Annotated in this window: 13 protein-coding genes; 1 reads left to right on the top strand and 12 read right to left on the bottom strand. The window is 59.7% G+C overall.

Annotated elements, in window-relative coordinates:
* Positions 1-10: 10 nt before the first annotated feature.
* Positions 11-358, bottom strand: coding sequence for an ArsC family reductase (locus QSK43_RS01915; protein WP_332302094.1), 348 nt, complete (start codon positions 356-358; stop codon positions 11-13).
* A 210-nt stretch (positions 359-568) separates the two neighbouring features.
* Between QSK43_RS01915 and QSK43_RS01910 the strand changes: the two genes are divergently transcribed.
* The gene (locus QSK43_RS01910) at positions 569-736 is read left to right on the top strand and encodes a hypothetical protein (RefSeq protein WP_003503889.1); all 168 of its coding nucleotides are present in this window, start codon (positions 569-571) and stop codon (positions 734-736) included.
* Between the two features lie 59 nt (positions 737-795).
* Here QSK43_RS01910 and QSK43_RS01905 read toward each other — a convergent pair whose 3' ends face one another.
* The 11 genes from QSK43_RS01905 to QSK43_RS01855 all read right to left on the bottom strand — a co-directional run bounded on the left by QSK43_RS01905 (position 796) and on the right by QSK43_RS01855 (position 11,884).
* Positions 796-1,512 (bottom strand): 2'-5' RNA ligase family protein, encoded by a 717-nt coding sequence (locus QSK43_RS01905; protein ID WP_332302093.1) that lies wholly within the window; start codon positions 1,510-1,512, stop codon positions 796-798.
* Between the two features lie 104 nt (positions 1,513-1,616).
* Positions 1,617-3,194 (bottom strand): glutamine-hydrolyzing GMP synthase, encoded by a 1,578-nt coding sequence (guaA, locus tag QSK43_RS01900; RefSeq protein WP_332302092.1) that lies wholly within the window; start codon positions 3,192-3,194, stop codon positions 1,617-1,619.
* 83 nt (positions 3,195-3,277) lie between these two features.
* Positions 3,278-3,916 (bottom strand): 5'-methylthioadenosine/S-adenosylhomocysteine nucleosidase, encoded by a 639-nt coding sequence (locus QSK43_RS01895; RefSeq protein WP_332302091.1) that lies wholly within the window; start codon positions 3,914-3,916, stop codon positions 3,278-3,280.
* Positions 3,913-4,362: a PaaI family thioesterase gene (locus tag QSK43_RS01890; RefSeq protein WP_003493408.1), complete on the bottom strand. Its 450-nt coding sequence runs from the start codon at positions 4,360-4,362 to the stop codon at positions 3,913-3,915. The genes QSK43_RS01895 and QSK43_RS01890 overlap by 4 nt, the downstream gene beginning before the upstream one ends.
* Before the next feature lie 83 nt (positions 4,363-4,445).
* Positions 4,446-4,898 (bottom strand): TspO/MBR family protein, encoded by a 453-nt coding sequence (locus QSK43_RS01885; RefSeq protein ID WP_332302090.1) that lies wholly within the window; start codon positions 4,896-4,898, stop codon positions 4,446-4,448.
* Positions 4,899-4,949: 51 nt separating this feature from the next.
* Positions 4,950-6,044 carry a DUF1513 domain-containing protein gene (locus QSK43_RS01880; RefSeq protein ID WP_332302089.1) on the bottom strand — a complete coding sequence of 365 codons (1,095 nt, stop codon included), beginning with the start codon at positions 6,042-6,044 and terminating at the stop codon, positions 4,950-4,952.
* Between the two features lie 4 nt (positions 6,045-6,048).
* Positions 6,049-7,170: an imelysin family protein gene (locus QSK43_RS01875; protein ID WP_332302088.1), complete on the bottom strand. Its 1,122-nt coding sequence runs from the start codon at positions 7,168-7,170 to the stop codon at positions 6,049-6,051.
* Complete coding sequence (locus QSK43_RS01870; protein WP_442967767.1) at positions 7,170-8,693, bottom strand: di-heme oxidoreductase family protein; 1,524 nt, start codon at positions 8,691-8,693, stop codon at positions 7,170-7,172. Before QSK43_RS01870 ends, QSK43_RS01875 begins: the two co-directional genes overlap by 1 nt.
* Before the next feature lie 40 nt (positions 8,694-8,733).
* Positions 8,734-10,011, bottom strand: coding sequence for an imelysin family protein (locus tag QSK43_RS01865; protein WP_332302087.1), 1,278 nt, complete (start codon positions 10,009-10,011; stop codon positions 8,734-8,736).
* Positions 10,012-10,165: 154 nt separating this feature from the next.
* The gene (locus tag QSK43_RS01860; RefSeq protein WP_332302086.1) at positions 10,166-11,455 is read right to left on the bottom strand and encodes an RsmB/NOP family class I SAM-dependent RNA methyltransferase; all 1,290 of its coding nucleotides are present in this window, start codon (positions 11,453-11,455) and stop codon (positions 10,166-10,168) included.
* Between the two features lie 60 nt (positions 11,456-11,515).
* On the bottom strand, positions 11,516-11,884 hold the full coding sequence (locus tag QSK43_RS01855; protein WP_332302085.1) for a septal ring lytic transglycosylase RlpA family protein: 369 nt from the start codon (positions 11,882-11,884) through the stop codon (positions 11,516-11,518).
* Positions 11,885-12,146: the final 262 nt, after the last annotated feature.

Here is a 12,146-nt window from a genome sequence, read left to right as displayed (position 1 = left end):
CGGGCGGCGCTCACGCAAAGAGGGTCTGATAGGTGTCCGGCTTGAAACCGACGGTTATCTTGTCCCTGGCCTCCAGCACGGGGCGCTTGATCATGGAGGGCTGCTCCAGCATCAGCCCGATGGCCTTTTCACGACCCAGATCGGCTTTCTTGCCGTCATCCAGCTTCTTGAAGGTGGTGCCGGCGCGGTTGAGAACCGTTTCCCAGCCTGCGGCATCGCACCATGTCTCAAGCTGAGCCCGGTCGATACCCGCTGACTTATAGTCATGGAAAGAATAGTCGATGCCGGTGGCTTCCAGCCAGCTTCTCGCCTTTTTCATCGTGTCGCAGTTCTTGATGCCGTAAATGGTGACCGTCATGTTGTCCGCCTCTTTGCCTTGGCCCACCGGCATAACAAAATATGCGTCTTATTCAAGCCGCCGCCTGAGGGTGCGCTTTAAGCTATGCAAAAACGCAAAAGCTGACATCCAAACGAGCGCGAGCAAAGCTGCATGGCTTCCTTGCTACATCATGAGTTGTAGAACAGGCCGAAAATACCCACTATTTGGCTATCAAATATGGAGAGAAAAATGCGTCAGGTTGCAAAGACATCGCGTAACTTCTTCGGCGAAACTTTCGCCGTTCTCGGTGCAGCACTGTCGGTTTCGGCCGCTGTTCGCGCGCATCGCAAGCCGGCCCGCGCCGACCTCGAAGCCCTTGGCATCGACGGCAAGGCTTTCGACAAGGTCCAGCTCTAAGCTGGTTATCGTTTGCAGCGAGGCGACACCGCCTCGCTCGTGCATGAGTTCTGGTGGCGTTACCGTACCGCCAGCTTTCGATTGGACCGTTTTTTGGGGCCGATCACTTTTTCCGGTAAAGGTATCTGGCTTTCAAGCGGCTCGTAACGATCGGCTTTCGCCGAAAGCGCGAAGCGTCCAAGTGACTCGTGCCGTGTTTCGCCATTGTGGCTGAAAATCAGCTCAAAATTGCCAGCCAACCAGCTATAGGGTTTTCCTTCCGGCATCGGCTCTATCTTCCCGCAGCCGTAAATCATGGTGATGTGCGGCGTGAAAGACGATGCGGCGATATAGGGAAGATTTGCCCGCCAAAGCGCGCGCTGTAACATCTTCACCAGAGCGCTCATCTCCGGCATGTCACGATTGCTTCGCAGCACCAGGCTGTTTCGATTGCCGAAAAGCGAGCTTGCATCCAGCGTGATCGGAACGGGCCGTGCCCTGACTTCCCCCAATGCCGCCTTCAGCCTGTTTGTCAGGCCGTGAGGGACGGTATCGAAACATCCGATACACATCAGCGTTATATGCAGAAGCTCCGCAGGATAGGCCTCACGCAGCGTGCGTCCTTCCGCGTGGTGTGATGCATCGGCAAAAATTCTCGCCGCGAGGGTCGGCGGCGGCTTCAAGACCAGCAACAGCTTGCTGAGAAATCGCGGACTGAAGCGCCGTATTTTCTGCGGCTCCAGCCCATCAAAATAGAGCTGCCTTAAAGCTCCTCCATCCGTCAACTCGCAACCCATGACGATGCTCCACAGCCTTATGCCAAGGCCGGGAACCTATCATCGTGCGGCGACGAAATAAAGAACAAAAGAAGAACGAAAGGCGAAATTGCTCCGCCTCGGTTTTATTCCCACTCGATCGTGCCGGGCGGCTTGCTCGTAACATCATAGACGACACGGTTGATGCCGCGGACTTCGTTGATGATGCGGGTTGCCGCGCGGCCGAGGAAATTCATGTCGTAGGGATAGAAATCCGCCGTCATGCCGTCCACGGAGGTCACGGCACGCAACGCACAGACGAAGTCATAGGTGCGGTAGTCGCCCATCACGCCAACCGTCTGCACCGGCAGCAGCACGGCGAAGGCCTGCCAGATGGTGTCGTAAAGACCGGCCTTGCGGATTTCGTCGAGATAGACTGCATCGGCCTTGCGCAGAATATCGAGCTTCTCACGGGTGACCGCGCCGGGGCAGCGGATCGCCAGACCCGGACCGGGGAAGGGGTGGCGACCGATGAAGCTTTCCGGCAGGCCGAGTTCGCGGCCAAGCGCACGCACCTCGTCCTTGAAAAGCTCACGCAGCGGCTCCACCAGCTTCATGTTCATGCGCTCGGGAAGACCGCCGACATTGTGGTGGCTCTTGATGGTGACGGAGGGGCCGCCGGAGAAAGAAACGCTTTCGATGACGTCAGGGTAAAGCGTGCCCTGTGCCAGGAATTTCGGCGCGCCCTTGCCATCTGCGGCAATCTTCGCCGCTTCGGCTTCGAAGACTTCGATGAACAGGCGGCCAATGGTCTTGCGCTTCGCTTCCGGGTCGGAAACGCCAGCCAGTTCCCCGAGGAACATGTCTGCGGCATCCACATGCACCAGCGGAATATTGTAATGGTCGCGGAACATGCCGACGACCTGCTCGCTTTCGCCAAGCCGCATCAGGCCGTGGTCCACGTAAACGCAGGTCAGCTGGTCGCCGATCGCCTCATGGATGAGGATCGCCGCAACAGAGGAATCGACGCCGCCCGACAATGCGCAGAGCACGCGGCCGGTGCCGACCTGATCGCGGATCTTGCGGATCATCTCGGCGCGATAGGCCGCCATCGTCCAGTCGGATTTCAGACCGACGATCTTGTGCACGAAGTTGGAAAGCAGCTTGCCGCCGTCAGGCGTGTGCACCACTTCCGGGTGGAACATGGTGGTGTAATAATGGCGCGTCTCGTCCGCCGCGATGGCGAAAGGCGCATTTTCGGAGGTTGCGATGACCTCGAAACCTTCCGGCAGCTTCGTCACGCGGTCGCCGTGGCTCATCCAGACGGGATAGCTCTCGCCCTGTTCCCAGAAGCCGTCGAAAAGCGGGCTTGCCTTTTTGATGTCGATGTTGGCGCGGCCGAATTCTGCCGCATGGCCACCCTCGACAACGCCGCCGAGCTGGGTGCAGAGCGTCTGCTGGCCGTAGCAGATGCCGAGGATTGGAACCTTGCTGTCGAACACCGCCTGCGGCGCGCGCGGGCTTCCTTCAGCCGTCACCGATGCGGGGCCGCCGGAGAAGATCACGCCCTTGGGCTGAAGCTTCTCAAACGCCTCTGCGGCATTCTGGAACGGATGGATTTCGCAGTAGACCCCGGCCTCGCGGATGCGGCGCGCAATCAGCTGCGTCACCTGGCTGCCGAAATCGATGATGAGAATGCTGTCGGGATGGGCTATCTGGGTCATGGCGAGCCTTTAAAGAAAATGGCGGCTTTAGGCAACCCGGAAGCGGGTGTCAAACAGCGGAAATTTGCGAAAATCGCAAGGTTTCAAAGGGTGATCGCGCCGTCTGCGATGGCGCGGCATAGCCGGTCGATGGCATCTGCGAGCTTTTCATCGATGATGTGCAGATATTCCGTCCAGTCGTCCACATGGTTTACATCGGCCTTGCCATCGGAAATACCGCGCAGGCCGACGAGCGGCAAGCCGAAGCGCTGGCAGGCCCTGAGCACGGCATAGGTTTCCATTTCAACCATATCTGCGTCGATCAGCCCATAGGCCTCGCCCGAGATGACGTTGGCGCCGGTGGAAAGCCGCGCCTCGGCAAGACCGGGTATGCGCAAGGGCAGGGCCACCTCGGCCGGCAGATCGAGGAACGGCGTACGGCCCTTTTCGAAACCGAAGGCGGAAGCATCCATGTCTCGATAGGAAACCGAAATCGCCTGATAGACGCCCGTTTGCTCCAGCGTCCGCGATCCGGCGGAGCCGAGCGAAACGACGAGATCAGGCAGATGGTCTGCCGCATCGAGACCGGCAAGAACGGCCGTGACCGAAATCGCCGCCTCGACCGGGCCGACGCCGGTCATCAAGGGCGCGATGCGCGCCTGGAGATGCGGGCCGTATTCGGCGGAAGCCGCCATGACGAAAAGAACGGATTTGTCCGCAACATGCAAAAGCCGGTAACTCATCCGGTAATATCCTCGCGGCCTTTTACGACCATCATTGTGCCCGTCATGGAGGCGATCAGCTTTGCCGGCCCGTCCGAAAGCGCATAGGCGCGGCCATCGGCCACGATCAGATTATTTCCGGGCTTGATGATTTCGCCACGAAAGAGAAACCGCTCGCCGCGTCCGGGGGACATGAGGTTGACCTTGAACTCGATGGTCAGCAGCGAAGCTTCCGGCTCGATGATCGTATAGGCGGCATAGGTGCAGGCGGTGTCCAGACCGGCGGCGATGACGCCCGCATGCAAGATACCGTGCTGCTGCGTCAGCTTTTCATGAAAGGGCAGCTCGATTTCCACCAGCCGATGTTCGATACGGCTTATCTGCGCATCGATTGCCTGCACCACACCCTGCCGCGCAAAGCTTCTTTCTATCCGCTGACGAAAATCGCCGGGATCCGTGATCTCCATGGTCTACCTGCCTAAATTAAGTCCCCATCGCAAACTGACATGGCGTGTGGCGACGGGCAAGGCAAGGATTGCTCGGGCAAAATTTAGTTCAGCAAGACGATACTCGCGTTCAGCATCGTGGCAAAGGCGACCCAAACGGCATAGGGCACGAATAGCCACATCGATATCCTGTCACGGCTGTAGGTGAGCGTGATGAAAGCGACGATGCAGATCAGCATCGGAATGATGATGACAAGCCCGCCTGTCGGGCTTTGCATGCCGAAAAAGATCGGCGACCACAGAAAATTCAGCACCATCTGCGTGAACCAGAGACGCATGCGCGTCCCCATCGGCTTGCGGATCCATGTCCGCGCCCCGGCGATGCCGATCATCACGTAAAGCGTTGTCCAGACCGGGCCGAAGATCCAGTTGGGTGGATTGAAGAATGGTTTCTGCAGCGATTGATACCATTCGCCGGGCACGTTGTTGACGCCGATCAGCGCTCCAATGGCAACGACTGCAACCACGAAAATAATGTACACGGCAAGGTTTTTCATGACGCATCCAATGCACCGGCCGTGCTTTTGTTCCCGTGCCTTTTCAGTATTTTAGCCGGAGATGCGCACGATGTGCTGATCCCATGCCACCTCGCTGCGAACGGTCTCGAAAAATCCGTCATAGGAAGAAATCGCAATGCCACTCTCGGCAGGGGCGACGCCCGCTGCCTCACGCACCGTCGTCTCCGATACGACACGCCCGGTTTTTGCATCCAGCGTCACGGCGGCGTTGCCGTTGGGCGAGGTCAGGCCCACCAGTCCGTCACGTCGGTTGACGGCGATGGCCCCGACATAATTGGCAAGGCGCACTGTCGTCTCCTCCGGCAGATCGACGAAGGCCAGGTCCTCGCCCTTCGAGAAATGGCCGACGAGCGGCGGAAGGTCGTTGCGCGGCCCCTCATATTGGCAGGCGAACCAGACGCGCCCGTCATCACCGAGATCGACATGGCGGGTGGAAAGCTGACGCAGCTGCTCCGGCATCGCATGTTTCTGGATCAACTGGCCACTGGCAGCATCAAGAAGCACGAGCGACGGCTGCATGCTGTCGATATTGAGTTTGGTACGGCCGAAATCCGGGTGGGTTTCGATGCCGCCATTGGCGATGACGATCAGCCGCCCGTCATCGCTCACCGTCATGTCATGGGTGCCGACGCCGTGAGCGTCGTACTCGCCGATGCGGACAAATCCGTTTCGGGCATCATAAAGCCCGATAACGCCGCGATTGCCGTCGAAATCGTTTTCGCTGGCATAGAGGATCGCGCCGTCGGGGGAAAATTGCCCGTGGCCGTAGAAGTGGCGGTTTTCCGGCGTGTGCATGATGATAGGCTCGCGACGCCGCGCCGGGTCGAAGGCCATGAAGAAGGTGCCGGGCCTGCGCGCGAAGGCCACCGTCATGCCCGTCGCATGGCTCGTCGCCATTCCATGGGCACGGGACGGCAGGGTGACGCGGTCGATGATCTCGCCGCGTTCGCTTACCGTTGCGATGCCGTAGGACCCGTCACGGGCCCGGAAGGCGGAAGCGAAAACGGCATCGGCACGCTCGAGCGCGTGCAGCGAGCCGGGGGCAAGCGCTGCGAGAAAGGGAATTCCCGCCGCCTTGATGAAGCTGCGCCGGTCTATCAGCACCCGCTTTTTGCCTGATATCACCGGTTCAGTCTCCGTCGGCGAAGGAAAAGCCGGAGCTGAGGCCGATTGCGCCGCCATATTGGTCGTTGAGGCGGTAGATCAGGTCTTTGCCGTTGAGCAGTAGATAATCGACCTTGGCGCGCTGCTGATTGTCATCAAGCGCTTTTTCCACGTTGGTATCGATCGTTCCGGCAATGCGGATCATCGATTTGGCGATGAAGTCGATGGAGTTGACGATGGAGCGCTGGTCGGGCGGCACGAGTTCCACCATATCCGCCGTGTGCAGCAAGGTCTGAACAGCCTTGATGTTTTCGGCAATGCTCTTCCAGGTCAGGCCGGACCGCCAGTAAATGGCCGTGCGGGGAAATCTGGCCTTGTCCGGCCCTTTGTAGAAGGTCTCGATACGCTGGTCGCGGATCGCTTCGGAGCCGTGCACGAGAATGCCGAGCAGGGCGACCAGCGCCTCACGTTCATCGCGAAATACGGGATTGTCCGCTCCGGGCTGCGTCCAGTTTTTCAAAGCACCGTCGGGCGCGTTCCAGCCGTCGGAAAGCTCCGCCGCCACATTGGCGACGTTGCCGGCAATCGCTGCACCATAACGGCAACGGAAATCGCCCTTCTTGTCGAGAAGTTCATCGGCACCGGTGCCGTAGAGCACGAATTCCAGTGCGCCAAGGCCCTGCGCAGCGACACTCTTCCCCTTCAGGCTGTCGGCGCTGGTGACGCTTTCATCTTTTTCCGCAAGATAACGCTGTACCTGCTTCAGGCCGAGACCCTTCTTGTCGGGGTAATAGAGCACGCGTTCGAAACGGTTATGTTCGATCACCGGGCCAACGCGCACGATCTCGATGGTCGACCAGCTTGAGACCGTATCGGCAAAAGCTGTCTTGGCCATCTCATCCGCCGTTTTGGAAGGCGCGGCGCAGAAAGCCCTCATGCTGCCTTCCAGCCTGTCGGCTGATTGCCGGAAACGATCATAGCCGGGACGGATGAAACCGTTCACGGCTTTTTCCATCACGCCCCGCACCTGCACCGGGTCGAGCGGCGGCGGCGGCATCAGTTCCACATCCTGCGCCATGGCGGGCTGCATGGTCAAAAACAGCAGCACGGAGATAAGGCCGGAGATTTTTCGCATGGCATTTTTCATCAAAGGGACTCCAGAAAAGCCAGCAAAGCCTGCCGGTCGGATTTTTGCAAGGCGGCAAAGGCGTCGCGCGCGCTCTCGCCTTCGCCGCCGTGCCACAATATTGCTTCTGTCAGGCTGCGCGCCCGCCCGTCATGCAGGTAGAAACCGTTGCCATTTACGCTTTGCGTCAGGCCGATACCCCAGAGCGGCTGGGTTCGCCACTCGCGTCCGCTTGCTTCGCCTACTTGCTGGCCGTCCGCAAGCTCCTCGCCCATATCGTGCAGTAGAAAATCGGAATAGGGCCAGATCAGCTGGAAAGAATGCATGGGGTCGGCGGCGTCCCGGCGAGTGACGAATTTCGGTATATGGCAGGATGTGCAGCCGGATGCGTAGAAAAGCTGCTTCCCCTGCAAAACGGCGGGATCACCCACATTGCGACGTTGTGGCACGGCGAGGTTCTCGGTGTAGAATGTCACGAGATCGAGGATGGGATCAGGGGCTTCCACCGGCCCCAGCCGCGGCTGTACGCCGGTCGGCATGGCAAGACAGTCCTTCTGGGCCTCGGTGCAATCGCCATAGGCGTTTGGAGCGTCCGGCGTGGAGATGCCGATATCGTGGGAAAAGGCGCCGGCGCTTTGATCGCGCACGCTGGCATTCTGGGCTTTCCAGCCAAACCGCCCGAGTTTCACCTCGCCGGTCCGGTGATCCCGCACAAAGGCCGGACGACCGGAAATACCATCGCCATTTTTGTCGTCCGGATCGGCGCCGGCCAGGATGTCGGCCTCGGCAATGGCCTCGATCAGCCCAAGCCCGAGGGTGGGCATGGCGACGCGTGCCGACAATGTGGTATCGGCGCCTAGCGGGCCATATTGCAGGTCCGCCACGGCGTAGTCGGGCTTGCGCAGCATCACCACCTCGCCGTCGGCAAGCCGCACGGGCTTTTCGGCATAGGTGACGAGAGGCTTGCCCTCTGCCGCGAGGCCGGGAATGGCAAGGTTCTGAAGCTGCCTGCCATAGGTCTCGTCGGGAAAATTCAGCACCTCATGGCGCGCAATCGCCGCCCGTTCCGCCTCACTGTGGGCCGGTCGGGCCAGCCGCAGAAACATCGAGACGGCATCTTCTCCGGCACGCGGCGGACGGCCTCTGCCGTCCTTCACATGGCAGGTCTGGCAGGATCGGGCGTTATAGAGCGGCCCCAGCCCGTCCGAGGCCTGTGTGGAGGAGGGGGAAGACACCCAGAGCTTCTGGAACAGCGCGTTGCCGAGCTTGAAATCCTGTTTCCGCTCGAACGTCATCGTGGCGGAAGGATGCGAAAACGCGCCGCTGTCGGGTTTATTGGTGCTGGTCGCCGCCCCGGCGGACATCGCCTCGAAGGGTTCCGGCCGGGTAAAATCCGTCGTCGGCGCGGTCACGGTGTCAACGCGCCTGCGGTCTTTCTCCGTCAGATCGTCACGAAGCGGCGCAGCAAGCGTCATCGATGCCACAAGGCAGGCTGCCCCGGCGAAGAAGAACGGCTTGCTGATCGACGGCGGCAAAAACTGCATGGGAGTAACGGGCCGCAACGGGTTGCGGCCCGTCCGCTGCTTACTTGAAGACAGTGTTCGGATTGTCGAGGCTGTCGGAACCTTCAAGCTCGATCTTGCCGAGATCGAGCGCCGCGATGACACGTTCGACGGTTTTCGTCTGGTCGAGGAGGCCGTCGATGGCTGCCTGAACCACGGCGTTGCCTTCCTTGTTGCCTTCGCCGATCATCTGGTCGTAGGCCTCGACGGTCTGTGCGCGCTTTTCCATCGCATGCATGGCGTCGAGCGTCTTGTTCAGCTTCGCCGTCATCTCGTCGTTCAGCGCCTTGTCCTTGGCGCCCACCAGTGCCGAAAGCGAGGCGCCGGTCATCTTCGTGCCGTCCACGCGGGTATATTCGCCGGTATAGGCCGAAGCGATGCCGATGGCGTCATAGAGATGCGAATTATAGGTGTTGTCGGAGAAGCAATCATGCTCCTCTTCCGGATCGTGCAGCAGAAGGCCGAGCTTCATGCGTTCACCCGCCAACTCGCCATAGGAGAGCGAGCCCATGCCGGTGAGAATGGCCGTGAGGCCCGCTTTCGGATCGGCTTCCACGGTTTTCGCGGCTTCGCCTTCCGGCGCCCAGGCGTCCACCATTTCCTGAAGATCCTTGATCAGCAGGGTGGAGGCGGATTTCAGGTAGTCGGCGCGGCGGTCGCAATTGCCGTTCGTGCAGCTTTTCTTGTCATAGTCGGTATAGGGGCGGTTGCCCGCGCCGGGTCCGGTGCCGTTCAGGTCCTGACCCCAGAGCAGGAACTCGATGGCGTGATAACCGGTCGTCACATTGGCTTCGACATCACCAGCCTCGTGCAGGCTTTCGATCAGTTCGGGCGTGATCTTCGAGGCATCTACCTCTTCGCCGCTGATCTTGATCTTCGGATTGGCGATGATGTTTGCGACATACAGCTCGTTCTCGTCGCTTTCCGTGCCATAGGAGCCATCGACATAGTCGATCAGGCCTTCATCCAGCGGCCAGGCGTTGACCTTGCCTTCCCATGCGTCGACCACAGGGTTGCCGAAACGGTAGACTTCGGACTGCTGGTAGGGAACGCGCGCCTTGATCCAGGCTTCGCGTGCAGCCTTCAGCGTTTCTGCGCTCGGCGTCGCGATCAGCGCATCGATTGCCTTGTCCAACACCTTCGCCGTGGTCAGCGAATCCTCGTATTTCGCATGCGCGACATCGGCATAATGCTTGACGACAGCGGCGGCATCGGTCGCGGCGCGGGCGGGAAGCGCTGTGAAAGCCGCCGATGCGGCCAGAAGCGCGAAAGACGCGCTGAGAATTGTTTTGCGGATCATGATCCCTCTCCTTGGGCAGGCATGAAATAACTTCACGCCGCGGCAAGCGAGTTCTGACCCAATCACAAACTTGTGTCAAACATTCTAGTTTAGAATGCTTTGAAACAAGCTGCGTGGCATTTTCCAAGTAAAATCAGCGCGTGCAAAACCTGTTTCAGGCTTTGCGTTTCATCACGCAGAAGAAGAAACCATCCGTATCTGTGGTTGCAGGCGTCAGCGTCACAGTCTTTCCGTCAGAGGAATGCGGTTTGTTCGCATTGCCGCCAAAAGTCGTCTGCCAGCGTTCCAGTGCCGAGCCGATGTAGAATTGCGGATTTTCCTCGCAGAAGCGCCTGACCTGCTGCTCGTTTTCTTCGGGCAGAACCGAACAGGTGACATAAAGCAGCTCGCCGCCCGGGCGCACGAAACCCTTGGCCTGCGAAAGCGCTTCGCCTTGCTGCTGCACGCGTTCTTCCAGATTGCGTGTCGTCAGCCGCCATTTGGTGTCGGGGCGCCGGCGCCATGTGCCCGTGCCGGTGCAGGGTGCATCCACCAGAACGCGGTCGAATTTTTCATGGAAGGGGACAAGCCCGGCTGCGCGGTCATGAACCTGCACATTGCGGGTGCCGGCCCGCTTCAGCCGCTCGATGATCGGCGCGAGCCGCTTGCGATCGGCGTCGAAGGCGTGGACCTGACCCTTGTTGTTCATGCTGGCGGCCATGGCCAGCGTCTTGCCGCCGCCACCGGCGCAATAATCGAGGATCTGTTCGCCCTCATGCGCGCCGGCAAGATCGGCGACGATCTGCGATCCCTCGTCCTGCACTTCGAACCAGCCCTTCTGGAAAGACAGTTCGGCGGTCACGTTCGGCAGGCGGGAGGCACCTTCGCCGGCGGGGATGCGTACACCCTGACGGGCGATGTGCGTGGCTTCCGCACCGCTCTCCGCCAGCGCCTTCAGCACCTTGTCGCGGGTGGCTTTCAGTGTGTTGGCGCGCAGATCAAGTGTCGGGCGCTGGTTCAGCGCCTGTGCCTCGGCAAGCCAGCCCTCTCCAAACGCCGTCTCGAAAGATGATTGAACCCACTCGGGAATGTCGCCCTGAATATGGGCTGGTGCATCGGAGAGAGAACGGGAAAGAAAGGCCTGTTGCCTTTCTTCGTCGGGCGCGGCGGGGGCGAACTTGTCGCCGTCGAATTCTGCCGCCAGTCCCGAAAAGTTTTTGCCCCATTGCCGCAGCAACACGGCATAGCCAAGCGAGGCGGCGCTGTCGTCATCCATCAGCCAGGCGTGCGACAGTTTCATGCGCAGTGCGTCGTAGACGATGTTGCCGATCGCCGCCCTATCACCGGATCCGGCAAAACGATGCGCAAGTCCCCAGTCCTTCAAGGCATCGGCAACGGGACGCCTGCGTCCCTCGATATCCGCCAATACTTCGATTGCTCCGGCCAAACGCCCGCCTAAACGCATTGTCTACCTCATTTTGCTGATAAGCCGGTTGGTAGACGCGAATGGCGGCAAGGGCAAGGCTCAATCGGCTTTGACGATCTCGTAGCAAACCTTGGCGGTGCCGGAGTTGATCATGCCGATGTTCTTTGCGGCCGCCTTGGAGAGATCGAGAACGCGACCCTTGATGAACGGGCCGCGGTCATTGATGCGCACTACCACGGCCTTGCCGTTGCGGGCGTTCGTTACCTTGACCTTGGTGCCGAACCGCAGCGAGCGGTGAGCGGCGGTCATGTTGGCGGCGTTCATACGCTCGCCCGAAGCAGTCTTGGAGGTCAACGCATACCACGATGCCCCTCCACAACCATTTGCCGCATTCGCCTGAAGAGGCGCGATGATCGAACAGGCGGCTATAGTTGCAGCGGTGAAAGTTATACGACGGATATTCAACAAACTGTGCTTCCCTGAAAATCGGCCCCGCGCCGATTGATTGTGCCCTTGCTAAACGGCCATTGACTGGCCTGAACGCCTTTTGATGCGAGATTGTAGGGCGAGGGAAAAATGGCGAAAAAAAGCTAAGCTCAAATCACGAAGTGTTACAGTCTGTAATATTCGTGATCATTAGCCGGAAAGGCGTCGTCTGGCTCTTCCTGTCACAATTCAGGAAAAATAATGCAGAATCAACGCTCAATGGGAATGCTATTGCAAGTCACGG

This window comes from Rhizobium sp. GR12 (genome assembly GCF_036596185.1).
Lineage (GTDB): Bacteria > Pseudomonadota > Alphaproteobacteria > Rhizobiales > Rhizobiaceae > Agrobacterium > Agrobacterium nepotum.
The sequence above is the reverse complement of the archived record's forward strand: the minus strand, read 5'-3'. Positions and strand labels throughout refer to the sequence as shown.

What these genes read in the sequence shown, in the direction of transcription:
- QSK43_RS01915 (WP_332302094.1), bottom strand. Translation starts at nt 358, where the DNA reads ATGACGGTCACCATTTACGGCATCAAGAACTGCGACACGATGAAAAAG.
- QSK43_RS01910 (WP_003503889.1), top strand. Translation starts at nt 569, where the DNA reads ATGCGTCAGGTTGCAAAGACATCGCGTAACTTCTTCGGCGAAACTTTC.
- QSK43_RS01905 (WP_332302093.1), bottom strand. Translation starts at nt 1,512, where the DNA reads ATGGGTTGCGAGTTGACGGATGGAGGAGCTTTAAGGCAGCTCTATTTT.
- guaA (WP_332302092.1), bottom strand. Translation starts at nt 3,194, where the DNA reads ATGACCCAGATAGCCCATCCCGACAGCATTCTCATCATCGATTTCGGC.
- QSK43_RS01895 (WP_332302091.1), bottom strand. Translation starts at nt 3,916, where the DNA reads ATGAGTTACCGGCTTTTGCATGTTGCGGACAAATCCGTTCTTTTCGTC.
- QSK43_RS01890 (WP_003493408.1), bottom strand. Translation starts at nt 4,362, where the DNA reads ATGGAGATCACGGATCCCGGCGATTTTCGTCAGCGGATAGAAAGAAGC.
- QSK43_RS01885 (WP_332302090.1), bottom strand. Translation starts at nt 4,898, where the DNA reads ATGAAAAACCTTGCCGTGTACATTATTTTCGTGGTTGCAGTCGTTGCC.
- QSK43_RS01875 (WP_332302088.1), bottom strand. Translation starts at nt 7,170, where the DNA reads ATGAAAAATGCCATGCGAAAAATCTCCGGCCTTATCTCCGTGCTGCTG.
- QSK43_RS01870 (WP_442967767.1), bottom strand. Translation starts at nt 8,693, where the DNA reads ATGCAGTTTTTGCCGCCGTCGATCAGCAAGCCGTTCTTCTTCGCCGGG.
- QSK43_RS01865 (WP_332302087.1), bottom strand. Translation starts at nt 10,011, where the DNA reads ATGATCCGCAAAACAATTCTCAGCGCGTCTTTCGCGCTTCTGGCCGCA.
- QSK43_RS01860 (WP_332302086.1), bottom strand. Translation starts at nt 11,455, where the DNA reads ATGCGTTTAGGCGGGCGTTTGGCCGGAGCAATCGAAGTATTGGCGGAT.